17 protein-coding genes are annotated in these 24,548 nt (G+C 68.3%); 7 read left to right on the top strand and 10 right to left on the bottom strand.

Translation table 11 applies throughout. The annotated features are described in order from the left end of the window. Window positions 1–167 precede the first annotated feature (167 nt). Window positions 168–500 carry a LuxR C-terminal-related transcriptional regulator gene (locus ABN034_RS19605; RefSeq protein ID WP_349329594.1) on the top strand — a complete coding sequence of 111 codons (333 nt, stop codon included), beginning with the start codon at window positions 168–170 and terminating at the stop codon, window positions 498–500. On the opposite strand, the gene ABN034_RS19600 is transcribed toward ABN034_RS19605, so the two are convergent. Further along, entirely contained in the window at window positions 461–592 is a 132-nt protein-coding gene (locus ABN034_RS19600) for a hypothetical protein (RefSeq protein WP_349692471.1), read from the bottom strand. The genes ABN034_RS19605 and ABN034_RS19600 overlap by 40 nt on opposite strands. A 293-nt stretch (window positions 593–885) precedes the next feature. Between ABN034_RS19600 and ABN034_RS19595 the strand changes: the two genes are divergently transcribed. Further along, window positions 886–2,895 carry an aldo/keto reductase gene (locus tag ABN034_RS19595; protein WP_349692437.1) on the top strand — a complete coding sequence of 670 codons (2,010 nt, stop codon included), beginning with the start codon at window positions 886–888 and terminating at the stop codon, window positions 2,893–2,895. Window positions 2,896–2,956: 61 nt separating this feature from the next. Here the strand turns inward: ABN034_RS19595 and ABN034_RS19590 are convergent, their stop codons facing one another. The 3 genes from ABN034_RS19590 to ABN034_RS19580 form a co-directional block, all read right to left on the bottom strand. Next, a complete protein-coding gene (locus tag ABN034_RS19590; RefSeq protein ID WP_349692436.1) occupies window positions 2,957–4,762 on the bottom strand; it encodes a hypothetical protein in 1,806 nt (601 codons plus the stop codon). A 118-nt stretch (window positions 4,763–4,880) separates the two neighbouring features. Continuing rightward, complete coding sequence (locus ABN034_RS19585) at window positions 4,881–6,725, bottom strand: glycoside hydrolase family 2 protein (RefSeq protein ID WP_349692435.1); 1,845 nt, start codon at window positions 6,723–6,725, stop codon at window positions 4,881–4,883. Between the two features lie 269 nt (window positions 6,726–6,994). After that, a complete protein-coding gene (locus tag ABN034_RS19580) occupies window positions 6,995–8,272 on the bottom strand; it encodes a Gfo/Idh/MocA family protein (protein WP_349692434.1) in 1,278 nt (425 codons plus the stop codon). 289 nt (window positions 8,273–8,561) lie between these two features. Here ABN034_RS19580 and ABN034_RS19575 point away from each other — a divergent pair, with 289 nt between their 5' ends. From ABN034_RS19575 to ABN034_RS19555, 5 genes are all read left to right on the top strand, one after another. After that, window positions 8,562–8,882 (top strand): L-rhamnose mutarotase, encoded by a 321-nt coding sequence (locus ABN034_RS19575; RefSeq protein WP_349692433.1) that lies wholly within the window; start codon window positions 8,562–8,564, stop codon window positions 8,880–8,882. Between the two features lie 40 nt (window positions 8,883–8,922). Then, window positions 8,923–10,104 (top strand): L-rhamnose isomerase, encoded by a 1,182-nt coding sequence (gene rhaI / locus ABN034_RS19570; protein WP_349692432.1) that lies wholly within the window; start codon window positions 8,923–8,925, stop codon window positions 10,102–10,104. A 1-nt stretch (window position 10,105) separates the two neighbouring features. Next, window positions 10,106–12,172: a bifunctional aldolase/short-chain dehydrogenase gene (locus ABN034_RS19565; RefSeq protein WP_349692431.1), complete on the top strand. Its 2,067-nt coding sequence runs from the start codon at window positions 10,106–10,108 to the stop codon at window positions 12,170–12,172. 18 nt (window positions 12,173–12,190) lie between these two features. Next, complete coding sequence (locus ABN034_RS19560) at window positions 12,191–13,744, top strand: rhamnulokinase (protein ID WP_349692430.1); 1,554 nt, start codon at window positions 12,191–12,193, stop codon at window positions 13,742–13,744. Window positions 13,745–13,912: 168 nt separating this feature from the next. Then, window positions 13,913–14,953, top strand: a complete 1,041-nt coding sequence (locus ABN034_RS19555; RefSeq protein ID WP_349692429.1) for a zinc-dependent alcohol dehydrogenase — start codon at window positions 13,913–13,915, stop codon at window positions 14,951–14,953. A gap of 10 nt (window positions 14,954–14,963) precedes the next feature. Here the strand turns inward: ABN034_RS19555 and ABN034_RS19550 are convergent, their stop codons facing one another. From ABN034_RS19550 to ABN034_RS19525, 6 genes are all read right to left on the bottom strand, one after another. Continuing rightward, the gene (locus tag ABN034_RS19550; protein ID WP_349692428.1) at window positions 14,964–16,178 is read right to left on the bottom strand and encodes an NAD(P)/FAD-dependent oxidoreductase; all 1,215 of its coding nucleotides are present in this window, start codon (window positions 16,176–16,178) and stop codon (window positions 14,964–14,966) included. 88 nt (window positions 16,179–16,266) lie between these two features. Further along, window positions 16,267–16,761: a 2Fe-2S iron-sulfur cluster-binding protein gene (locus ABN034_RS19545; protein ID WP_349692427.1), complete on the bottom strand. Its 495-nt coding sequence runs from the start codon at window positions 16,759–16,761 to the stop codon at window positions 16,267–16,269. A gap of 11 nt (window positions 16,762–16,772) precedes the next feature. Then, window positions 16,773–18,740 (bottom strand): PepSY-associated TM helix domain-containing protein, encoded by a 1,968-nt coding sequence (locus tag ABN034_RS19540; protein WP_349692426.1) that lies wholly within the window; start codon window positions 18,738–18,740, stop codon window positions 16,773–16,775. 37 nt (window positions 18,741–18,777) lie between these two features. Next, window positions 18,778–20,574 carry a copper resistance CopC/CopD family protein gene (locus tag ABN034_RS19535; RefSeq protein ID WP_349692425.1) on the bottom strand — a complete coding sequence of 599 codons (1,797 nt, stop codon included), beginning with the start codon at window positions 20,572–20,574 and terminating at the stop codon, window positions 18,778–18,780. Further along, window positions 20,571–21,527: a DUF1775 domain-containing protein gene (locus ABN034_RS19530; RefSeq protein WP_349692424.1), complete on the bottom strand. Its 957-nt coding sequence runs from the start codon at window positions 21,525–21,527 to the stop codon at window positions 20,571–20,573. Before ABN034_RS19530 ends, ABN034_RS19535 begins: the two co-directional genes overlap by 4 nt. A 137-nt stretch (window positions 21,528–21,664) precedes the next feature. Further along, window positions 21,665–24,139: a YncE family protein gene (locus ABN034_RS19525; RefSeq protein WP_349692423.1), complete on the bottom strand. Its 2,475-nt coding sequence runs from the start codon at window positions 24,137–24,139 to the stop codon at window positions 21,665–21,667. Window positions 24,140–24,548 lie beyond the last annotated feature (409 nt).

Below are 24,548 nucleotides of genomic sequence, written 5' to 3'. Positions count from 1 at the left end.
TGCGGGTGTTGGCTGCGTTCGATACAGATCCGATTGCGAACGGTGCGCGGCCGACCGTTGACTAGGCGGTGTTAATCCCCGTACCTTAGGTGCACATTGAAACGACTCAGGCCGCTTCTTTTTACACGGGGTTAACGCGAAGGGTTACGGGGTCAACGCGAAGGCGGATGGGCATGTCAGATCTCAGCCATGGCGTAGTGAGGGCACTCCGACCGGCCGGCGTCGCAGAACCGATGTACAGCACGCCAGCCCCCAACATAACAAGTCACAGTGCGGTCAACCATGTCACCACCACGAGTGACCTGCGGCGCCGCGTGACTGACGACGAAATCAGGCTCCTGGCTCTGCTGGCCGATGGGCTTCCGGTGGAAGCTATTGCGCGTCGGTTAGCGCTTTCCGATCGTACGGTGCGTCGGCGTTCCCGAGCACTGTGTGACCGGTTGGGTGCTCGGGCACCTATTCAGGTCGTCGCATGGGCAGCAAGGAACGGGTTGATCTGATCCGATCCTGCTGAGTGCTCGATGCTCGGCACGCCGGTGCTCAACGATGCGCGCCGGCCCACCAAATCTTCTTCGGTGTTGAACGGGAACATTGCGGTTCCCGTTCAACACCGGGTATTTCTGAGCGCATTTCTTTGCGCCTTTCCGGCCGCCGGCCGGAATTCTTTTGTCGCCGCCAGGTGTCGCCGCCGCGGTTATTTCCATGATCACGTGTCGCGCATGAGCGTGACGAGTGCGGCGTGTGTGGCGATCGACTCCGCCGGCCTGGGCCAGCCCTTTCGATCGCATCCTTGCCAGGTTGGTATCGCGTCCGGATTCGGCCAAGGAGGCGGCCGAAGCCGGCTCGGTTACCGGTGTCGGCGTGGCGCCTGGGAGGCTTGGATCCATGGGACAAGACACTGAAGGTGCCGGCCACAAGCTCCGCTGGGGAATTCTCGGACCTGGGAACATCGCCCAGCGTTTCGCAGCAGATCTTCCGGCGTCGAAGACCGGCGTTCTCGTCGCGGTCGGCGGTCGCAATGCCGACAAGGCACAGGCGTTCGCGGCCAAGCATGGCGCAGACCGGGCATATGGAAGTTTCGATGAACTGTTGGCCGACGATGGTGTCGATGCCGTTTACATCTCAACCCCGCACCCACTCCACGCCGAGTGGGCGATCAAGACCGCGGAAGCGGGCAAGCATGTGTTGTGTGAGAAGCCACTGACGGTCAACCGCGCCGAGACCATGGCGGTGATCGAGGCGGCACGCGCGAACGACGTCTTCTTGATGGAGGCGTTCATGTATCGCTGCGTTCCGCAGACGCAGCGGCTTGTGCAGCTCCTGCGTGAGGGCGCGATCGGTGACGTTCTCCAGATCGAGGCCTCATTCGCCTTTCGTTCGTCTCCGTCGCCTGGCAGCCGGCTGTGGGAGGCCGAGCTGGCCGGCGGTGGAATCCTCGATGTGGGGGGATATCCGGTCTCCATGGCGCGGCTTCTCGCGGGCGCCGCGGCGGGCAGGTCGTTCGCCGACCCGGAGTCCGTCACGGCGGGCGGTGTGGTCGGTGAGACCGGCGTGGACGAGTGGGCTACCGCGACCCTGCAGTTCGCAGGAGGCATTTCCGCGCACGTCACCACGGGCATCCGGCAAGGGGCGGACAACGTTGTCCGGGTCATCGGCAGCGCTGGCTATCTCCTCGTTCCGAATCCCTGGTTGCCGGGGCGCGACGGCAGCAGTTCGGGCATCTCGGTCTACCGGTTGGGGGCGGACGTCGAAGAGATCGAGGTCGAGCCGACTCCGTTGTACGCAGCGGAGGCGGACACCGTGGCCGCTCACGTCGCCGACCGGCAGGCACCGGCCATGAGCTGGGACGACTCGCTCGGACAGGCGGCGACGCTGGACAAGTGGCGACAGGAGATCGGACTCACCTACCCCGGTGAGCGCCTCGATGCCTCGATCCCCACGGTGCACCGGCGTCCGCTCGCCAGGCGGAGCGACCACGTCATGCGCTACGCGGAGATCCCGGGTGTGGGCAAGCCCGCCTCCCGGCTGGTGATGGGCGTCGACAACCAGACCAACCTGCCGCACGCGACGGTGATGTTCGACGACTTCGTGGAGCGCGGCGGTACGACGTTCGACACGGCGTACATCTACGGCGGTGGGATGTGCGAACGCGTGCTGGGGCAGTGGATCCGCAACCGCGGTGTCCGTTCCGACGTGGTGGTGATCGGCAAGGGTGCCCACACGCCGCACTGTGATCCGGAGTCGATCACCCGGCAGCTGCACGAGAGTCTCGAGCGGTTGCAGACCGACTACCTCGACATCTATTTCATGCACCGCGACAATCCGGAGTACCCTGTCAAGGAATTCGTCGACGTGATGGACGAACACCTGCGGGCCGGGCGGATCAAGGCGTACGGCGGGTCGAACTGGAGCACGGCAAGGGTCGCCGAGGCGAACGCGTACGCGGAGTCGGCGGGGAAGGCCTCCTTTGTCGCGATGAGCAACAACTTCTCGCTGGCGCGGGCAATCGACGTGCCGTGGGCGGGATGCGTGTCGGCCTCCGACGACGAGTCTCGGCAGTGGCTGGAGAAGAACCAGTTGGCCCTGATGCCCTGGTCGAGCCAGGCGCAGGGATTCTTCACCGGGCGGGCGGATCCTGCGGACCGGTCCAATCCCGACCTGGTGCGCTGCTGGTACAGCGACGACAACTTCGAACGCCTGGCACGGGCGCGCGAACTGGCCGAACGACGCAATGTCGCGCCGACGGCCATCGCGTTGGCATACGTTCTGCACCAGGAGTTCCCGACGTTCCCGTTGATCGGGCCGCGGGCGCTCGCGGAGACCCGCAGTTCCTTCGACGCGCTCCGGGTGGAGCTGACGCCCGACGAGGTGCGGTGGCTGGACCTCAGGGACTGACCTCCGCCGAGGTGGATGAGGAGCCCTTTCGCGCGAACTTCGGCGTGAAGGGGCTCCTCAGTCAGCCGACGACGCTGATCCGGTAGCTGATCCGATCAGCGGGCTCGTCGAGATCGAGGCGGAGGAGTCCGCAGAGGCCGCGCCGGTTCTCGAATCCGAACGGAAGATGGATCATCGCCTCGATCTGGGCATCGACCGTCACCGCGACCGTCTCATCGCCGTAGGTCAGGTGGATGCCGTCAGCGCACTGTTCGACCGTGGTGTGGACACCGGTGCCGGGATCGCGCAGGTAGGGAACAAGAAGTGTCCGGTGATCGATGGTGCCCGGCGTCGCCTCGACGACCGAGACACCGCCGGGGGCCGCGAGCACGGTGAGCTCGTAGGCGAACGCGGGTTGGTCTTCCGCCTCTGGTGCCGTGGCGCGCAGCCGGACGCCGCGGGTGGTCGGACCGGGCGCCAGCGAGGCGAGCGGCTCGTCGAGGGTGAACGTCCGTTGGGCCATGATGTCGAGGCCGGTACGCCCGGGTGTAGGGCGTCGAGCCATGCCCAGGTTGACGAAGGTCCCCGACTCCGGATGCTTGACGCTGGAGGCGAACTGCAGGAACCGGCCCGGTCCGACGGTGAGGTCCGTGATGCCGTACCCGTCGTAGGCCGGTGCGGGATCGGCGTTGACCGCCACACTGTACGGACCGGAGTGGGCGACGCCTCGGTAGGTCGGCGTGTGTTCGACGCGGACGGCGGGCGGACGATCGGCGGTGACAGGAGCGGCCTCGGTGAACCCGTGCAGCAGCGCGGCGGCGAGGAATGCCAAGGCCAGGTTGCCGTAGTGGGCGTCGGCGGTGTAGCCCTCGTAGCCGATCCGGTAGCCGGCTGGAAGAAGGTTCTCAACCGGGCTGAACGGGCCGTCGGCGCGCTGCCAACGCCGCATTGACGCGAACGCACGACGGGCGCCGTCGGCGGCGGCTGCAGTGCGCGCCGTGTTGCTGGTCAGTGCGGGATCGCTTGTGCTGCTGGCGTTCGCCGGCTGGCCGCCGACATCGGGGCCGAGGCCGGAGAAGTAGCGTTCGGCGAGGGTGAAGAAGGCGATCTGGGCACCGACGGTCCAGGTCTGGCCCGCGCTCCGGTGCGCGGATGCGAGGGACCCGTCGGACATCTGGACCGCCAGGCTGCGATCGAGCCCCGTGACCATGAGCCGTTCCAGGTCCCCGCGAAAGCGACCGTCGTAGCCCTCCGCCAGCAGATCCGCAACGTGGTAGCGCGTGAACAGGTCGTAGGAGTTGGGTTTGCCCGGCTCGAAGTAGAACCCGTCCTCCGGACGGAGCAGGTCGTCGAGGAAGACACCGAGCCAGGTGTCGACATCGCTGATCGTGTACGGAGAAAGGTCTTCGCGGATCCGGATCCACTCTCCGGACAACCACACCGACGCCCAGTTCGACGGCGGTCGACTGCGGAATGACGCCTCGATGTCGACGGCTCTGATGCGTTCGGCGAACTCGGCGGTCCGGTCCGCACCAGCCGCCGCGAGGATGCGGTAGGTCTTGAGGATCGGTGGCCAGGTGAAGTCGCGGTGGTTGGATCGGCGGACGGCTCCGGTGGCACGGGAGAAGCCGGCCGCCGAGGGTGTCAAGGACGGGTTGCCGGTGTGCGTGAGCGCCGCGTCGAGACCGCGAACGGCGTGGCCGAGGTGGAACTCCCGGCGTTCGGGCGGGCCGACGACGGACAGGGCGGCGTGACAGAACATGTGGTACGCCGTGCCGTACTGCGTCGGCTCGTCGAACACCGGGTCGTGCAGCTCTCCGGAGCCTTGCAGGTAAGGAAGATAGCTCTCGACACCGGTCGCCAACAGGTCCAACGGACGCACGTTCATGACGGTGATGACTCCCACCTGCTCCGTGGTTCCAGCTCTGCTTGTCTCGTTGCTGTGCTGGTTGTTGCTGTGCCGGTTGTTCCTGCCCTGCGTCCGCCCTGGTGCCGTGCCCAGTCGCTCAGCCGTCGACCTTCTCGATCGCCGCTGTGCGCGTCTGTGCTGCCCGGATGCGTTCGAGGCCGAATTTCTCCCGACGGTCGAACCGATAGACGCCGTTCTGCTCCTGGTAGACATCGGTCAGCTGGGTGTAGCAGTAGCCGAACATGTTCGGGTCGTCCAGGAGCACGGCGACCAACCCCTCGAAACGGGAGTAGAACTCCTCCAGAGTCCGTGGCCGTTCGCCGTATCCCCAGGAGTCCTCGTCCGGCCCTGCGTCGGGGTTCCACCAGATTCCGCCGAACTCGCTGCAGAAATAGGGTTGTCCGGCGTACGAGATCGACCACGGCCGGTCGGGGCCACCGGCATTGGTGTAGGGCTGGTCCTCCGCCAGACCTGCCATGGCCTTGCCGAACTTCGCCGGATCCTGTTCGTAGTTGTGCGAGTCATAGACATCGGTCTCGCGGACGCGGTGGGAGTAGCCGGAGGCGTCCAGAACCGGGCGGGACTGGTCTGCGCCCTTGGTGGCAAGGAACATCCCGCGCGTGACGTCGTCCAGCACCGTCACCTTGTCGTGCAACCACTGCCGGGTTTCGTTGAGCGGGCACCAGCCGACGATCGACGGGTGAGAGTAGTCACGCTCGACGGCCTCGAGCCACTGGGTGATGTAGGTGGCACCGGGTTGTTGGTTGTCGCCTTCCCTGCCGGCGTTGGCGCCCCAGTCGCCGAACTCTCCCCAGCAGAGGTACCCGAGCCGGTCGGCGTGGTAGAGGAAGCGTTCCTCGAAGACCTTCTGGTGAAGGCGTGCGCCGTTGAAGCCGGCGGCTTTGGACAGTTCGATGTCGGCGACCAGCGCGTCGTCGCTCGGCGCGGTGAGGATGCCGTCCGGGTAGTAGCCCTGGTCGAGAACCAGTCGCTGGAACACCGGATGGCCGTTGAGCAGGATCGCCTTGCCGTCAATGGTCACCGAGCGAAGGCCGGCGTAGGTCGCCGCGGCGTCGACGATGGTGTCGTCCTCGTCGACGAGTTCGAGGGCGATGTCGTAGAGGAACGGGTCGTCGAGTGACCATGTCCGCTGCCGGGACTCCGGAATCCGCAGAGTCAGGCGTACGCCGAAGTCGAGGTCGGCACGGACGCGCTCGGTGGTGATCTCACCCGCGTCGTCTGACAAGCGGGCCTTGACGGCAAGGCCGCGACGGGATCCGCCAGTGACCGGGACGTCGAGATGGAACGCGCCGCCGGCGAGGTCGGGAGTGATCCGAGGGCGGCCGAGGTGGGACTGTGGAACCGGTTCAAGCCAGACCGTCTGCCAGATGCCGGTGGTCCGGGTGTAGAGGCAGCTGTAGTTGCCGTAGCGGTCGGACTGTTTGCCGCGCGGGAGCGGCCCGTCCTTGGGGTCGCGGGCCCGAACGACGAGGGTGACCCCCTGCCCCGCGACCTGGCCGAGATCGGCCGTGAACGGAGTCCAGCCGCCCCGATGGCGGGCCACCTCGACGCCGTCCGCCCAGACGGTCGTGTCGTAGTCGACGGCCTGGAAGTGCAGCAGGACCGTGCGGCCGGCCCAGCTGTCGGGGACCTGGATCCTCCGGCGGTACCAGACGGCGTGGAGGAAGTCGACGTCACCGATTCCCGACAGCTCGGACTCCGGGCAGAACGGCACGGTGATCTCGGACGCGAGATCCCGCTCGGCGAGCCCGCGTTCGAGCCCGGTGTCGCCCCGGTCGATCTCGAACTGCCAAGGTCCGTTGAGGTTCAGCCAGTCCGGGCGTACGAACTGTGGACGGGGGTACTCGGGACGGGGGCAGTCGCCGGAGTGCGACGGCTGGGCGGCGTCGTCCGTGGTGGCCCGGCGGGCTTCGTCTGGCACGGCAGCTCCTCAAGGTGCGGGAGGCAAGCTCCTACATCGATGTAAAAGCCGATCCTCTCAGACCGCCACAAGTGGTTCTAACCCCGGATTCACCTCAACGGTGCTTACTGTCCGGGGATGGACGCGCCCGGCGAAGGCCGAGCTCTCATGGTCATGAAAGAAAATCGGGCGATAGGTCCCAAAAAGCTACATGATCACGATCATGATCACGGGGAGTCGGCGGGGAGGCGGGGCCGGGCGGGGGGCGGGCTGGGGCTGGGGCTCGAGGGTCAGTTGGGGACGGGTTCGACGGTGCGGGCATGGCGGGCGCGTTCGGCGGCGAAGACCGCGAGGTGAGTCTCGAGCGACTCGAGTGCGCCGGAGCTGATGAACGACGAGTCGCCCGTCGCGAGCGCCAGCGTGAAGGCCTCCATCAGCCCAGCGTCGCCGCCGCCGTGCCCCGACCCCGCGTCGGAGCCCAGCGACTCGACCGACAGTTCCTCGGTCTCGTCCGTCAGGAAGTCGAACACCCGGATCTTCTCGCCGTCACCGTCGATGCTGCCCTGAGTACCGAAGATCTGCGTACGTCGATGTCCCGGTGCACTGAACCCGGTCATGGTGAAGGTTCCCGTGACTCCGCCGGCGAACTCGAGCGCCACCACCTGGTGGTCCACGACGTCGTTGTCGCAGGCGTAGACACAACGTCCGTAGGGGCCGTCGCGAAGAGCCTGGGTAACGCCCGATTCGGTCAGGTCGCTGGTGACGACGTGGATCGGCCAGCCGGTGTGGCCACGTTCGACCATGCCGAGATAGATCCGCTTCGCCGAGTAGGCGCAGGCGGACTCGACCGCGCAGTCGAGGCACCGGTCGGCCGCGCCGACGGGCCGATTCTCCGGCGTGAAGTGCGAAAGTGTCCCGAAACTCGACACCCGTTCGATCGGCTGTCCGATGACGTGGCGCAGCCAGTCGATGTCGTGGCATGACTTCGCCAGCAGCATCGAGGACGACTGGTCCTCCCGGCGCCAGTTCCCACGGACGTAGGAATGGGCCTGATGCCAGTAGCCCACCGGTTCGAGGTGCTGGACGCTGGTGATGGCACCGATGCGGCCGGAATCCACCACCTGCTTGAGAAGTCTGGTGTACGGCGTGTAGCGCAGGACGTGGCAGACGCCGAACTCCACCCCAGCGGAGCGCACGGCCTCGACGAGGGTGCGACAGCCCTCCTCATCAGGGGCCATCGGCTTCTCCACGAGCAGGTGATAGCCCTGGTTGGCGAGGGCGACGGCGGGTTCGACGTGCTCGGCGTCCTGGGTCGCGACGATGGCGGCATCGGCCATCTTGTCGGCGGCGATGAGGTCCTGCCAGGACGAGTACGTGTGCTCCGGCGGGATGCCGTGGCGTTCGGCGAGGGCCGCGCGGTGGTGGTCGCGTGGTTCGGCGACGGCGACGACACGGGCACGGTCGGGATGAGCGGCCGCCCAGTTGGCATACACCGAGCCGCGGTTGCCGGCGCCGAGAATGGCGAAGGTGACCGGGCGTTCGATCGGGATGCGTGGGTGTTCGTTCACCAGCTGCTCCAACCTTGTGCCGACCCGGCCGTGTCCACACCTGGTCGCGCGGGATTCGTCGACGTCAGAACACGATGGTGCCAGGTGGGTGACGCCGAACCGGAGGGTACGCCGGCACTGTCGCACCCCCGCCCGGCGCTGCCGGATCTGGTCTGTCCTCTCCGGGACCCTGCTGTTGACCCTCCCAGTGGCGCTCCCTACCATTCGTGAAACGATTCAGACCGTGCGGTTGGGCAGTGCTGAGAGGGGTGGGCAGCCGCCCGTCGACCTGGGAGAGGGGAGCAGGCTCGTGCAGCGCGTGTGTTTCCTTCTGCGAGTCAAGCGCGACCGACTCGACGAGTACCGCGAGCGGCATCGGCATGTCTGGCCCGAGATGCAGGACGCCCTGCGCGAGACCGGGTGGCGCAACTACTCGCTCTTCCTCACCGATGACGGCCTCCTGGTCGGATATCTGGAGACCGAGGACTTCGAGGCGGCCCGTGCGGGTATGGCGGAGCGCGACGCGAACCGTCGCTGGCAGGCGGAAATGGCCGAGTTCTTCGAGGACCTTGATTCGGGAAGCGCCGACACGGACATGCGCTCGCTCGACGAGGTCTTCCACCTCGACTGAGCTTCTGACGGACGGTGTTTCTCCTAAGAGAGGCGAGGCAATGACGACGAACGCCAGTGTCATGGTCGACAGTGTCAAGGCCGCTCTGCGTGCCCAGCACATCGAGACACCGTCGTGGGCCTACGGGAACTCGGGGACGCGGTTCAAGGTGTTCGCTCAGGAGGGCGTGCCGCGAAACGCCTACGAAAAGGTCGATGACGCCGCTCTCGTGCACACCCTGACCGGTGTCGCTCCGAGTGTCGCCCTGCACATCCCGTGGGACCGGGTGGATGACTACGCCGATCTCGCCAAGCACGCCAAAGATAGGGGAATCGCGCTGGGGGCGATCAACCCGAACGTCTTCCAGGAGGACGACTACAAGCTCGGCAGCGTGTGCCACCCAGACCCGGCCGTACGCAGGAAGGCCGTCGACCACCTGCTGGAGTGCGTCGACATCATGGACGCGACGGGATCGTCCATCCTCAGCCTCTGGTTCGCCGACGGGCTCAACTATCCCGGCCAGGACTCTCTCCGTGCGCGTCAAGATCGCCTTGCGCAGGCGTTGAGTACGGCTTATGACCGGCTCGGCGACAGTCAGCGGATGCTGGTGGAGTACAAGTTCTTCGAGCCGGCGTTCTATGCGACGGACCTTCCCGACTGGGGAACGTCATATGCCCACTGCGTCACCCTCGGCGCCAAGGCGCAGGTGTTGGTGGACACCGGGCACCACGCACCGGGCACCAACATCGAGTTCATCGTGGCGTTCCTGCTCCGCCAGGGCAAGCTAGGCGGATTCCACTTCAACTCGCGGTTCTACGCCGACGACGACCTGATGGTCGGGGCGGCGGATCCGTTCCAGCTGTTCCGCATCATGCACGAGATCGTTCAGGCGGGTGCGCTGGACGCGTCCGCCAACGTCGCCTTCATGCTCGACCAGTGCCACAACCTCGAGCCCAAGGTCCCGGCGATGATCCGTTCGGTGATGAACGTCCAGGAAGCGACCGCCAAGGCGCTGCTGGTGGACTCCGCCGCGCTGGCGGAAGCCCAGGCGAACGGCGACGTGCTCGGTGCCAACGCGGTCGTCATGGACGCCTACAACACCGATGTGCGACCGCTCCTGCGTGAGGTACGTGAGGAGATGGGCATCGACCCGGACCCGATCGCGGCCTACCGCGGGTCCGGGCACGCCGAACGGGTCAAGATCGAACGCAAGGACGGCCAGGCCGCCGGCTGGGGTGCCTGAGGTGCCGGACGTACCTTCGGTGGTGGGGTCCACCACGCATCCCGAGGTCGCGCGACTGCTCGATCGCAGCCACCGACTTGGCGCGGACCCGCGCAACACCAACTACGCGGGCGGAAACGCGTCCTGCAAGGCCCTCGCGACCGATCCGGTGACGAACGCCGATGTCGAGTTGCTGTGGGTCAAGGGCTCGGGAGGCGACCTCGGAACCCTGACGGAGAAGGGTCTCGCGGTCCTGCGGCTCGACCGGCTGCGCGCCCTCACCGAGGTCTACGAAGGGGTCGAACGCGAGGACGACATGGTGGCGGCGTTCGACTTCTGCCTGCACGGCAAGGGCGGCGCGGCACCATCGATCGACACCGCGATGCACGGGCTCGTCGACGCCGCGCACGTCGACCATCTCCACCCTGACGCCGGCATCGCCTTCGCGACAGCCGCTGACGGTGAGGCGCTGACCAAGGAGTGCTTCGGCTCGCGGGTCGCGTGGGTGCCGTGGCGGCGCCCAGGATTTCAACTGGGCCTGGACATCGCGAAGATCAAGGCCGCGCATCCGGAAGCCATCGGGGTGATCCTGGGCGGTCACGGCATCACGGCGTGGGGTGCCACCTCCGAGGCGTGCGAGGCCAACTCGCTGGAGATCATCCAAGCCTGTCAACGCTACCTTGACGAGCACGGGCGCCCTGACCCGTTCGGGCCGGTCGTCGCCGGCTACGAACCGCTTCCCGAAGATGAACGCAGGGCGCGGGCGGCGGCGCTCCTTCCGTTCGTCCGCGGACTCGCCTCCACCGACCGTCCGCAGCTCGGCCACTACACCGACTCTGACGCCGTGCTCGACTTCCTCGCCCGCAAGGAACATCCGCGCCTCGCCGCACTCGGCACGTCGTGCCCGGACCACTTCCTCCGGACCAAGGTCCGCCCGCTGGTGATCGACCTCCCGCCTTCTGCGCCGCTGGAAGACGTGACTGCTCGGCTGAGGGAGTTGCACGCCGCCTACCGCGAGGACTACCGCGCCTACTACGAGCGGTACGCCGACTCCGCCACACCGGCCATGCGCGGCGCCGATCCGGCGATCGTCCTCGTTCCTGGCGTCGGCATGTTCAGCTTCGGCAAGGACAAGCAGACCGCCCGGGTGGCGGGCGAGTTCTACGTCAACGCGATCAACGTCATGCGGGGCGCCGAGGCGATCTCGACCTACCAGCCGATCGAGGAACGCGAGAAGTTCCGGATCGAGTACTGGATCCTCGAAGAGGCCAAGCTGGCGAGGATGCCCAAGCCCAAACCGCTCGCGACGCGCGTGGCGTTCGTCACCGGTGCCGGGTCGGGTATCGGCAAAGCCATCGCCGAACGGCTCGCTGCCGAAGGCGCGTGCGTCGTCGTCGCCGACATGAACGCCGAGACGGCGGCGACGGTCGCTGCCGGTATCGGCAGCACGGACGTCGCGGCGTCGGTGACGGTCGACGTCACCGACGAGAACCAGGTGCAAGCTGCCCTTGACAGTGCGGTCCTCGCCTTCGGCGGGGTCGATCTCGTCGTCAACAACGCCGGCCTGTCGATCTCGAAGTCCTTGCTGGAGACGACGACTGCCGACTGGGACCTGCAGCACGACGTGATGGCGCGCGGGTCGTTTCTGGTGGCGAGGGCCGCCGCCGCTCTCCTGATCGACCAGGACATGGGCGGCGACATCGTCTACATCTCCAGCAAGAACGGCGTCTTCGCCGGACCCAACAATGTCGCCTACGGTGCCGCGAAGGCCGATCAGGCCCACCAGGTGCGGCTGCTGGCCGCCGAGTTGGGAGAGCACGGCATCCGGGTCAACGGCATCAACCCTGATGGCGTCGTCCGTGGCTCCGGCATCTTCGCCTCCGGTTGGGGTGCCCAGCGGGCGGCCGTCTACGGCGTACCGGAGGAGAAGCTCGGCGAGTACTACGCCCAGCGCACCCTGCTGAAACGGGAGGTCCTGCCCGAGCACGTCGCGGCGGCGGTCGTCGCCCTGGTGGCGGGTGATCTCTCGCGCACGACCGGTTTGCACGTCCCGGTCGACAGTGGCGTTGCCGCTGCCTTCCTGCGGTGAGTTCGGATGGACACCCCGATGACGGACGCCCCGCAGGCCACACCGACCGCGCACCCCACCCCGACGACAGACGCCTCGCAGGACCCACCGACCGCGCACGCCAGGCAGAAAACGCTGACCGCCGCGGCCGTCGACCTCGGCGCGTCGAGTGGGCGGGTGCTGCTCGGACACGTCGGCCCGGACACGTTGACGGCGAAGGTCGTCCACCGGTTCGCGAACGAGCCGATCGAGGCGGCCGGCCGGCTGTGCTGGGACCTGGACGCCTTGTGGGACGGCATCCTGGCTGGGATCCGAGCCGCCGCAGAGACGGCAGCGGCCCTTCCTGACGGGTCGCGGCTGGAGTCGGTCGGCATCGACTCGTGGGGCGTCGACTACGGTCTGCTCGACGAGTCGGGCGCACTGATCGCGCCGCCGGCGCACTACCGGGACGGGCGCACCACGGGCGTGATGGAACGCGTCCGCGCGCAGCTCGGCGACGCCGAGATCTACGCGAGGACCGGCCTGCAGTTCATGGCGTTCAACACCGCCTACCAACTGCTCGCGGAACAACCGGACGACCTTGCCCGGGCGACTGCGATGCTGATGATTCCCGACCTGCTGTGCCACCGCCTCACCGGCACGATCGGGGCTGAACGCACGAACGCCTCCACCACCCAGCTGTACGACGTCACAAGCCGGGGCTGGTCCGACGACCTCATCGCCAAGCTGGACCTGCCACGGCGGATCTTCCCGCCCTTGCGCGAACCGAGCGAGCCTGTCGGCACACTGCTGCCGCAGGTGCGTTCGGCACTGGGTGTCAACGACGGGTTGCGGGTGACGGCGGTCGCGTCGCACGACACCGCCTCCGCGGTCGCAGCGGTGCCGGCCGAGGGTGAGCATTTCGCGTACATCTCGTGCGGCACCTGGTCTCTGGTCGGGGTGGAGCTACCCGCGCCCGTCCTGTCCGCGGACAGTCTCGCCGCCAACTTCACCAACGAGGTGGGCGTCGACGGCACCGTGCGGTACCTGCGAAACGTGATGGGGCTGTGGCTGTTGCAGGAAAGCCTGCGCCACTGGCAGGAGTCGGGTGAGCAGGTGAGTCTCGAGGGGCTGCTCGCGGCCGCCGAGACCGAGCCGCCACTGCGCAGCGTCGTCGACGCCGAGTCCGAGGAGTTCCTCGCTCCGGGTGACATGCCCGGACGGATCCGCGCGTACTGCCGGCGGACGAACCAACCGGAGCCGACCACTCCCGCGGCGCTCACGCGGTGCGTCATCGACAGCCTCGCGCTCGCGCACGCGCGCAACGTGGGACTGGCCGAGCGACTCTCCGGCGCTCAGGTCGACGTCGTCCACATCGTCGGCGGCGGCGCCCTCAACACCCTCCTCTGCCAGCTCACCGCCGACGCCTGTGGGCGGCCCGTCGTAGCTGGCCCGGTCGAGGCGACCGCGTTGGGGAACCTGCTCGTCCAGGCACGTGCGTACGGCGTCATCCCCGATCGCGTGGCCGGACGCGCGCTCGTCCGGCGCACCCAGCAGCTGCGCCGCCACGATCCCCGTGACACTGACCGCTGGCGGGCCCACCTGGGCGACTGACACGACGCGCCGCCCGCCGCTCGGGGAGGCGTACGTCCTGGACGTCGCCGAACCGACCGGAACCGGACGGACGGTTGCCGCAGGTCGGTCAGCCGGCTGACCGCCCTTTCATAAGCCGGCGCGCCGATGGGTATGGTGCCGGCGACGTCGAACCGCGGGAGGGTCCTCGTGCGCGCACTTGTCTTTCGTGGCCCCTGGGAGATCGCGGTCGAGGAGCGACCGGATCCTGTCGCAGGCCCCGGTGAGGTGGTCGTGGGCGTCGTCTCCACCGGAATCTGTGGGTCCGACGTGCACGGTTTCACCGGGGAGAACGGCCGTCGCTTTCCCGGACAGGTCATGGGGCACGAGACCGTCGGCCGAGTCGCCGCGGTAGGGCCGGACGTGGCCGCGCCGCCGGTCGGGACGCTGGTGACCGTCCACCCCGTGCTCGCGTGCGGCACCTGTGCCGCCTGCCGCGCGGGGCTGGACTACCGCTGCCCCGTCAAGCGCATCATCGGCGTGGATCCGGCGTACAGCTCGGCGTTCGCCGAACTCATGGCGGTCCCGGCCGGCAACGCCGTGCCCCTCCCCGAGGACATGCCGGCCGAGTACGGCGCCCTGGTCGAACCGCTCGCGGTCGGCCAGCATGCCGTCGTCCGTGGCGGATGCGGGCCGGGCGACCGGGTGCTCGTCGTCGGCGGCGGGCCCATCGGGCAGGCGTGCGCGCTGGCCGCCCGGCGGCTCGGTGCCGGCGGACTTGTCGTCTCCGAGCCGCACGCCGGACGCCGTTCGCTGCTCGCCGACGTGGGTGTGGCGACCATCGACCCGGCTGCTGGTGACTCGCTCGCCGACGAGGTCGCGGCCGCGCTCGGCGGCCCACCGAGCCTGGTCGTGGACGCGGTGGGGTCGTCGCGTTCCCTCACCGACGCCCTGACCGTGTGTGCGCCGGGCGAGCGGGTGGTGCTGGTCGGCATGCACGAGCCGCAGGTGAGCATCCCCGCGTACGACGTGAGTATCGAGGAACGCACCCTCATCGGCAGCTACTGCTACACGGCCGACCACTTCCGCGAAACGGCTGCCTGGGTGGCGACGGCGCCGCCGGAGCTGGCCCGGCTGGTCGAGGGCCGGGTGGGCCTGGCGGAGGCGCCGACCGCGTTCGAGGCACTGGCGAAGGGAACCGACGGCGCGAGCAAGGTGCTGGTCTTCCCCGGTGATCCGTCGTCGTCCTAGCCCGATGCCCCTACGACGCCGCCGCGTAGCTCCTGAGGTCGAAGCTGTCCACGACGTCGGCCGGGCGGAGTGACCGGCCCGCCTCCAGCAGACGGCGAGCAGCCATATGGTCAGGCACGCGGTTGACCGACTCGACGGCGACCAACCGCTCCCCACGGAAGCAGAACACCGAGAAGGCGCCTTCCGCGGGATCGCCGCGTACGACCGCGTTGTCGTAACCGTCCGAGATTCCGGCGATCTGGAGTCTGGCGTCGAACTGCTCACTCCAGAACCACGGCAGTGACGTGTAGGGCTCGGCGGTACCTGTGAGGCGGGCGGCCAGGCACCTGGCATGGTCGACGGCGTTCTGGACCGACTCCAAGCGGACATGGCGGCCCGTGTGCCTGCTTGGATAGGCGGCGCAGTCGCCGATCGCGGAAATATCGGGGTCCGACGTGGACATGTGGGTGTCGACGACGACTCCGTTGTCGACGGCCAGCCCGGCTTCCGCGGCGAGCTCGGTGTTGGGCACCACACCGATTCCCACCACGACGACGCCGGCCAGCAGCACGGTGCCGTCCGCGAGCTCGACCGCCGTCACGTGCTGCGTGCCGTGCAGGCCGGCCACCGGGACACCGCGCACCACGCGATTGCCATGCCGCTCGTGCAAGGCTTCGTAGTGCTGGGACACCACCGGCGACACTGCCCGCCGCATCACCCGGTCCGCCACCTCGACCACCGTCACCGTCAGCCCGAGCTTCGCCGCTGACGCGGCGAACTCCAGTCCGATGAAGCCGCCGCCGATCACCACGATGTCGCGGGCGGTGCCGAGCCGCCTGCGGATGCGGTCGGCGTCGGCCTTGGTACGCAGGCCGAGTACGCCGTCGAGCTGGGCACCCGGAACGGACAGCTCCCGATTGCGGGTGCCGGTGGCAAGGACGAGATGCCCGTACTCCAGCTCGCGGCCGTCGGCGAGGCGGAGTCGGTGGCACTCGCGGTCGATGCCGACCGCGTGCCCTGCGACCAGTTCGATGTCGTGCTTGGCATAGAACGTCATCGGACGCAGTGCGAGCCTGGTGTCAGCGAGCGCTCCAGTGAGGTACGCCTTCGACAGCGGAGGCCGTTGGTAGGGGATGCCCGGTTCATTGCCGACCAGGACGACGCGGCCCGGATATCCCTTGTCCCGCAGCGACGCGGCCACCTGGTAACCCGCCTGCCCGGCACCCACGATCACGACGGTGCTCATTGTTCGCTCACCGCTCCTCGTTCGCTCCGCGGACGGCTCGCTGCGCATCGCCAGCCACTCCGCTCACTGCGTCGGGTTCGCTCGGTGGTCACGTCTGCTCCTCGGGAACGGTGACGATGAGACCATCGAACTCGCCTGTGACCCGCAGCTGGCAGGACAGCCGACTGTTGGCTTCGCGAGGGCTCGCGGTGTTGTCGAGCATCGCGTCCTCGTCGATGCGCATCTCGGGCAGCCTGTCGAGCTGTTCGGGGTCGACGTAGACATGGCACGTGGCACAGATGAGGTTGCCGCCGCACTCGGCGACGATGCCATCGACGCCGCCTTCCAGCGCCGCCTCCATGACGGACATCCCCGTGCGCACGTCGAAGGACATCGCCGATCCGTCCTGCTGACAATAGGTGATCTTGGGCATCATCAAAGCTCCGACCTTTCCAAATGCCTTTCCGGTGGGCGTGGGCGTCGATGCCGCGTAGAGGAAACGGTAATAAGGGCTTATTGCCGGAATGTTAGATTCGCTCTCAATGAGCCAGTCGTGCGTTGTGCGGTAAATGTTCGCCTCCCGCAATCCGCCGCCCGTGAGCATGCGCGGTGTCCTCACCAGGGGAGGTCGACGATGAGGCACAGGTCAGCGATCCGAACCGTGCACGGCGTCGGACTGTCGGGCGGTGGGGGACCCGGCGGCGGACTCGGTGAGGGGCTCGGTGAGGGGCCGGGTGAGGTGGGCGACGGGCTCGGTGGTGGTTCCGGCGCGGTCGGCGACGGACTCGGCGCGGACGTGGGGGGTCGCTCGGTCGCGGTCGGCGTAGGCGTCCCGCTCGGCACGGGTGCGCCCGGGTCCCGGTTCGGCCGCGTGACCGGCGGCGACCAGTCCTCGGCGGGCTCCGAGCCCGGTCGTGTCCGTTCGGGGGTCGGTGTGGGCCCTGTCATCGAGTCCGTGGGTGTCGGCTCGCGGGTCTCCGGTGGTACGACCGGGCGGGTGGGCGCCGGTGCGGGTAGCGCGTCGCCGATCTCTCGCGCGCCGAAGGGCCACAGGACGGAGAGCACGAGGACGACGGAAGCGACCAGGGCGGCCGACCCTGCCGCCACCGTTACCGGACGCCTACGGAGTCGCCGCACCAGGGCCGTGGCGCCGGCACCGACGGTACCCGCGGTGAGCGCCGCTCGGGTGCGGAGCGACTGTCGACGCCGCCGGATCGCGTTGATCACCGCGTCGACGACCACGAAGCCAACCAGGCTCACGCCGAAGACCGGCAGCAGCCAGCCGAGCACCGCGGCGGCCACCACGACGCCAGCCAGGACGGTCCGCGGCAGCTGCCGCCACGCCGGCGGAGGCGCTGACGCCCACGGGTCCTTGTAGGGGTTGCGCGTCCACCACATCCGGTAGCCGAGCCAGGCCAACGCGAGCACGCCGAGCGCCAGCAGCGCCACGATGATCTGGTTGGCGAGTCCGAACAGCCTGCCGGTGTGGAACTCGACGCCGATGGTCGCGAGCTTGGCGCCCAGCGGGTAGTCGCTCCAGCCGATCCGTTCGATCACCTTCCCGGAGGAGGGATGGATCGCGATGCTGTCGTGCCGGAGGGGCAGGCCGACCGACCTCTCGGCGGCGGTGTACGGCCGACTCTCCGCGGCGGGGAGAGTCACCACGAACTCGCCACCGAGCCCCTCCGCCGCGGCAACGGCCAGCGCCTCGTCGATGCCGATCCGGTCGGCGTTCGCCGGCACGTCGACCGGGGCTCCCGTGAGCGCCGGAGCTCGCGCGTCGAGTGGGTCGACCGCCTGCTGCGTACGACCGCCCGCGAACTGGGACATGGTCAAGCCGCTGAGACCCAGGAGGAGCAGGCCGACGGCCAACCAGAGCCCGACCGGGCCGTGCACACCCAGCAGGCGCAACCGTTCCGCCTTGCCGCGGGTCGAGGGCTTGAGCAGCTCACCCCACCGCCGTCTGCGGCCCGGCTGGAGGAGCCACACGGCCACGCCACCGAGGGCGATGAACGGCAGCCAGCTGGCGGCGAGCTCGGAGTACAGCCGTCCGGCGTCGCCGAGGTGCAGGTTGCTGTGGAGATCGCGAAGCCAGGTGTTGGCGGGTAGCTGGTTGGCGACCGTGGTCAGCTCACCGTTGAGGTAGCCGGTGTAGGGATCCACGAACACCGTCCGGGTCGCGCCAGGCTCGCCGGAGTCGTCCAGGTCGGGCACCGACAGCAGGACACGTGTGGTGCGGTCCGGTGCGGGCGGCGGTATGACCGCCCGAACGGTGGCCTCCGGATGCGCCGTGAGTGCTGCCTCGACCTGCTCCGACATCGGGTGTGGTCTGCCGTCGGCGTTCTGGACGTACAACAGCGAGTGGTACAGGCTGTCGTGGATCTGCGGGGTGAACACGTAGAGCAGGCCGGTGAGGCACAGCACCACGAGGAACGGTGCGACGAAGATCCCGGCCAGGAAGTGCAGCCGGCGGGCAAGCACGCGGACGACGATGCGCGTGTCGGCGGGTCGCGGTTTCCTGGTGTGGGAGGCCGGCCGCCGGACCTGCCGAGCGGTGTCCTGAGCGGCGTCCGATGTGGACAACGTGAACTCCTTCTGTGTGCCCCTGGCGGGACAGCCGTCAGCCGACGTCCACGACGCCGGTGAGGGTTTGCCGATGCCCGCCGACGGACTGGATGGTCAGCGCGAGCTCCCACTCCCCGCGGGCCGGGATGGTCGCGGTGCTGACCAGGTGGCCCGGTGCGACCTCCTGGCTCGTCACCCGCACCGACCTGCCCGTACCGCCTGTTCGCTGGAGGACGGCCTTGACCGCGCTGCCGTCTTTGGGAGCGCCTTTCCGGTCGAGCACCGAGAAGTGCAGAGTGTTCTCGCCGACAGTGGCGGGGACGACGACCAGATCCAGCCAGCCCTTTCCGCCGGGGCCGCCGGTGTCGAACGCGAGCCGTGCCGGTGCGGGAAGCGTGTGTGCCGACCCCTGTGTGGCCGACCGCTGTGTGGCCGACCCCTGCACGTCGGTCGCCGGGAGCAGCCCGGGCTGGACGGCCACGAGGAGTGCCGTCACGGCAAGGAAGGTTCCGGCGACCCCGGCCTCGACCGCCGTGAGCCGGCGAAAACCCTTGGGCGGAGCGACCGGCTGACGTCGCTTGCCCGGACCATGCCGCGGCCAGTCGTCGCGCCGGCGCAGCCACCAGCGGCCCGCGACGCAGACCGCCGCGAGTGCGACCACCAGTGCGGTCCTTGCGACGAGCAGCCAGCCGGACGAGGTGGCGGTCACCGCGTCGAGGCCACCGAGTTGGCGCCAACTCTGGTAGCCGCCGGTGAGCACGAGCACGCCGAGGCACACCAGGGCGACGCGGAAGAACCGGGCCCCCGATTCGCGTGCGTCGGTGACCTCGCGGTTGCGCAGCGGCGCCGCGCACGACAGCACCAGGCCACCGACCAAGACTCCGAACGCGGTGAGGTGCACGATGTCGACGGCCACCTCGAGCGGCCCGAGCGCGGACGTGGTGTGACGCGGGAGAGCCCAGGTGGCCGCGAGCGCAGCCGTACAGCCCAGGACGCCGCCGCCTCGCAGCCACAGCTCCCCTCTGGTCTCGGGCGGCCGGGCGGCAACCAGCTCCGCAACGGCGAACCCGGCCAGCACAAGCACCAACAGCCGCGCGAGCAACGCGGTGCCCTGCTCCGACTGGACGGTGGCTACCAGGAGCCCGGGGTCGAGAGCGTCGGACAGCGGCGCCCAGGCCGCGTAGGGTCCGTACGACACGAGAACCGTGAGCGTGGCGGCGACGAGTCCGAGCCAGGCGTAGGTGATCAGGCGGCGCACACGACGGGCACCGGCCGGCCAGATGACGGCGACGAAGAACACGGCGCCGACGAGCACGACCATAGCCGCGAACGCGGCGAACCGAGCCACCGTGCAGACCACCACGATGACCGTGCTCGGTTCGGTCTCGATCCGTGGGGCCGGATGCTCCCGGCTCCGGGACACGAAGTCGAAGGTGAAGGTGCCGCCGACGGGTTCCAGCTGGCTCGACGGCATGCTCCACGCCACGGCGTACGTGCCGGCGAACCGTGTCCTCGGCATCGGTACGGAGATCGTGTCGGCGCGACCGTCCACTCTGCTCGGACGGTCGAGGACGACCTCCCTGCGGTACGGGTCGGTCATGCGGACGGTGACGAACCCCGCGGGAACCGGCCGGTCGAAGGTGAGCAGCAGACGCTCCGGCCGCGCGGTCTCGCCGTTACCCGGCGAGGTGGATCGCAGCACGGCGTCGCCGGTGGATGGCGACGCCACCACGAGCAACGCGGCGCAGCACCCGAGTACGAGCAACGAGACCGCGATGGCTCGCCCGATGAGCGACGGTGTACGCGGGCCCTGCGCCGAGGACCTTCGGCCTCGACTCTGGACCAGTGTCATCGGGTGCTCGCCTCGGTCGCCGCCGTTCCCGCCTCGTCCGCCTGATCGGCCGGGTGGTCCGCGTGGTCCGCGTGATGCGCGTGGTCTGCGTGATGCGCGTGGTCGGTGTCGCCCGCCTGGTCGGCACTGTCCGCGTGGTCCCCATCGCCCGTAGCGTCGCCGGATGAGGCGCTCCGGTGCGTTCGCACCTGCCGGACGAGAGCGATCCCGAAGATCACCCCGATGCAGGCCAGCACCAGGACGAGCAGCAGGGTCAGAACGTCGTCGTCGGACTGCCCGCCCGACTCACCGGCGCCTTGGGCAGAGTCGCCTCGGTCGGCGGAGTCGTCGGCCGACGTGACGGCTGCGGCGTCGTCCGCCGGCGGGCTCGCGGACGGGGTGGCGACCCTTCCCGCGCCGATGGTGATCGCCGGCGCCACGGGGTTCTGCTGACTGGATGCCGAGGCGTCGGGCCAGCTGTCGGTGTCGCCGTTCGCGTACGTCTGGGTCGCTTCGAGGGCGAGGCGGCCGTGGCGAGGAAGCGGTCCCAGCGTGACGAGGAACTGCTCGAACTGGCCAGGGCCGACGCGGCCGCCTTCCCACACGATCGACTCGGCGACCTCACGGACGGCCTGACCCTCGACCTTGGCCGGCGGGTTCAGCGGCCTTGTCGAGATGCTCACCGTCCAGCCCTTCACGGGGGTGACCTCGACGATCGAGATCGGTGTGTCGTCGGGAAAGACGAGCGCGAGCCGGTTCGTCGACGTGTCCTGCCGCTCGTTGGCGAGCCGGATGCCGAACGTCTCCGTTCCTCCGCCCTTCACCGTGCCGGGCACGATCGAGACGCGGGCCGCGGCGGGTTCGGCCATCACGAGGACGCCGAGCATGGTCGCGACCATCGTGGCGAGCACAGTGGCTAGCACGGTGAGTACGAGAGTGACATAGCGGGGAAGGCGGGACTGGCAGAGCGCCATGGTGGGACTCCCTGGAGACGCAGGGCGGGACGAGGAATCACGAAGCAAGAGGCGGCCCCAGACACCCCCGAGAACCGGGACCGTTCATGGAGGGTGCGGCCCGGGGCAGGGCGATGCCCCGGGCCGCGTTCAGATGCCTACGAGCAGGCGTCCGGATCAATCGGGTTGAGCTGCTCGCAGGTCAGCTTCTCCCGCCAACCGGCGGGAACCTGCTGCGACCAGCCGTTGTAGACAATCGGGACAGGCAACACACCCTGTCCGCCCATGCCGTCCTGCCCCGTGATGGTGTCTTCCATTGCGGTGCCAGGCTCCTGCGACATCACGAGCTGCCCAGCGATGGTGGCGTCAGAGATGTCGCCATCCATGTTCGGGTCGATGTCGATCACCTGTGCCGCGTTGGAGAACTTGTTGGACACGTAGCCGTAGTAACCGCCGCCCTTCTTGGCACCGAAGTTGATGCCGTGACAGCCGGCGTTACACGGCAGGTCCTTGACCACTTCGTTCGTCGACGGGTCGATCACGGAGACCGTGCCGCTGTAGGTGTTGGCCGCCAGCAGCGCCTTACCGTCCGGGCTCACCGGGAGCTGGATGGTGAGGCCACCGAACGGACCGCCCGTGGGCCCCGAGATCGGGTCGTAGTTCTCCCACAGGTCGATGCTGCTGTTGGTCACCAGTTCGCCATCCTGCATACACGCGTCCTCCGCGATGGAGATACACGAGATGCTTGCGCCGAGGAAGTCCGCCAGGTATGCCCTCGACGAGTCGGGGGTCATGCCCGTGGCGATCGGCAACTCACCGGTTGGTGCCTTGCGCCACGTCCCTGACTCGTTGTCGACGATGGTGGCGTCGTACGGATTGACGTTCGGGGTGACCGTCGTCTTTCCGTCATGGCTGAGCCAGAACGCATGCGGGTGCTGCGGCATGGCCTCCTGGCTCTGCGGGCCGACCGGTATGCGCCGATCGATCTTCGTGGCGCCCGGCGTGAGCTCCACGACATCGGTGCCACCGTTGATGGCCACCTGTACCTCGTCCGTGTCGGTCCGGGTCATCACGTGGGAGGGGTCTGGTCCCACCTTGACCGTACGAACGTGCTTGCCGCTCTCCCGCTCGAAGACGGACAGCTCGTCGTCGAACCATTCCGTCTGGTACAGGTACTTGTAGTTCTTGTCGGTCCACATGTTGTGCGGGTTGTTCATGTTGATGCTCGAACCGGAAATCTTCCGAGCGATCTTCCAGTTCTCGACATCGATCTTCGTGGCCGCACCCACCTTGTCCTTACCGGCGTACTCCTCCATCTGGGTGTCGATCCAGACCTCGCCGACCCCAGGTGTCTTCGGCGGACTCAGCGCCGGCAACTCCTTGGGGTACTTGAACTTCTGGTCGTAGTACGCATCCAGGTTGGGGATCAGCACCTGGTCGCCGTCCTCGTCGTACTGCAGGATCGGCGCGGGCGGGACTACCGGGTTCCAGCTCGAGGACTCCGTGTAGCTGTACTTCTGCCAGTTGTCCGGCACGGTGATCGTGAAGAACGCGTTCACCAGCCGCTGGATGACGTCAGCACTCGACGGGACGCTCAGGTCGCGCGATGTGACCTCGAGCTCCTTGCCGAAGTCGAGCCCGACCGTGAGCGGGTCGTCGATGACCGCCGCACCGAGCATGTACGGGTGGATCGTGCACGTCCACGCGTACAGTCCCGGCTCGGTGAGCTGGGTCGACGCCTCGCCCATGAAGGCACCCGGCTGCTCGAACATCGGCGCGCCCTTGGGCCGGATCAGCGAGGTGATGTCGTGCACCGACTCGTTGTCCGGACCGGCGATGTTGAAGGTCGCCGTGACCGCGGGGCCTTTCTGGGCGAACTTCGTGAGGTCGTCGAGCGCGTTCTGCAGATCGACGCCGACCGGAAGCGAACTCAGGTCGATCGGTGCGTCGACCGGAAGGTCGGCCGTCTGCTCGGCGAACTGCCCGAGCAGCGACTCCGCCTTGGCGGCGGCCGGAGCCGCCTCCTTGTTGGACTGCGCGATCGACGTCACGGCCGCCAGGGTGCTGTCCAGGTTGAGCATCTCGGACAGGTTGACCCCGGTTTCCCCGAGCAACGGCACCCCGCCGGTCGCACCCGACACGAGGCCGGAGAGCGAGTCGGTCAGGTTGGCGTTGGTCAGGCCAGAGGCCTGAGCCGACGTCAGTCCACCGATGCCTGGTACGCCGGAGGTCAGCCCCTCGACGCCCGCGGCACCGCCGGTCAGCCCACCGACGTCCGGTGCGCTGCCGGTGAGTCCGCCGACGTCCGGAAGGCCGCCGGTCAGTCCACCAGTCAATCCACCAGTCAGTCCGCCGGTGAGCCCGCCGACGTCCGGAAGGCCGCCGGTCAGTCCGCCGGTGAGCCCGCCGACGTCCGGAACCCCGCCGCCGGCGAGTCCACCGACGTCCGGGACGCCGACCGGCCCACCGACGCTCGGGATGCCGACCCGCGGTAGGACACCCACCGCGAGCGACTGACCGCCGAACAGGTCGAGCCCCGAGTCGAACCAGTTGCCGTTGCTGTCCTTCAGATCGAAGGTGATCGGTACCGGACCAGCACCGACGGGCAGCGCGGCCGCCTGCGGTGCTGCCATCGTCACCGTTCCGAGTGCCGCGAGCGCCAGGACCGTGGCCGCTCCTTTGAGACGTTTGCGTCTCCTGGGCGCTCCCGGGGGAGCTTTTTCGGGCATGAGGTTCCCTTCGTTCGATCCCAGAGGGTCGCTCGAACTGCCGCTTGATCCGACGGCACAGTTCGAACACAAAGAGTGAAATGCCTGAGAGGCGCAGAAATGGAGACGAGGTCGTAAATGCACCGTTAAACGGGCTTAACCCTCAATGCGGTATTTCGGTGAAATGCCCGAATAGGGCGCGACAAGAGTCACCGGGGACGAGCCGTCCTCTGCCGGTGTGCAGCACTCGTCCCGCTCAACGACGAAGCGTGGTGATGGGTAACGGGTGTGCCGGGATCCCGTCCGACAGCGTCTTCCCGCCGGGGCGGGAAGA

Origin of the sequence: Actinopolymorpha sp. B11F2, from assembly GCF_040195635.1 — a bacterium.
Taxonomy (GTDB): domain Bacteria; phylum Actinomycetota; class Actinomycetes; order Propionibacteriales; family Actinopolymorphaceae; genus Thermasporomyces.
Note: the sequence above shows the minus strand (reverse complement) of the source record. Positions and strands in the feature narration are given on the sequence as shown.

Coding starts and splice junctions, on each gene's coding strand:
- ABN034_RS19535 (WP_349692425.1), bottom strand. CDS start 20,574: ATGACACTGGTCCAGAGTCGAGGCCGAAGGTCCTCGGCGCAGGGCCCG.
- ABN034_RS19550 (WP_349692428.1), bottom strand. CDS start 16,178: ATGAGCACCGTCGTGATCGTGGGTGCCGGGCAGGCGGGTTACCAGGTG.
- ABN034_RS19560 (WP_349692430.1), top strand. CDS start 12,191: ATGACGGACGCCCCGCAGGCCACACCGACCGCGCACCCCACCCCGACG.
- ABN034_RS19525 (WP_349692423.1), bottom strand. CDS start 24,139: ATGGCAGCACCGCAGGCGGCCGCGCTGCCCGTCGGTGCTGGTCCGGTA.
- rhaI (WP_349692432.1), top strand. CDS start 8,923: ATGACGACGAACGCCAGTGTCATGGTCGACAGTGTCAAGGCCGCTCTG.
- ABN034_RS19595 (WP_349692437.1), top strand. CDS start 886: ATGGGACAAGACACTGAAGGTGCCGGCCACAAGCTCCGCTGGGGAATT.
- ABN034_RS19590 (WP_349692436.1), bottom strand. CDS start 4,762: ATGAACGTGCGTCCGTTGGACCTGTTGGCGACCGGTGTCGAGAGCTAT.
- ABN034_RS19600 (WP_349692471.1), bottom strand. CDS start 592: ATGTTCCCGTTCAACACCGAAGAAGATTTGGTGGGCCGGCGCGCATCG.
- ABN034_RS19605 (WP_349329594.1), top strand. CDS start 168: ATGGGCATGTCAGATCTCAGCCATGGCGTAGTGAGGGCACTCCGACCG.
- ABN034_RS19530 (WP_349692424.1), bottom strand. CDS start 21,527: ATGGCGCTCTGCCAGTCCCGCCTTCCCCGCTATGTCACTCTCGTACTC.
- ABN034_RS19545 (WP_349692427.1), bottom strand. CDS start 16,761: ATGCTCACGGGCGGCGGATTGCGGGAGGCGAACATTTACCGCACAACG.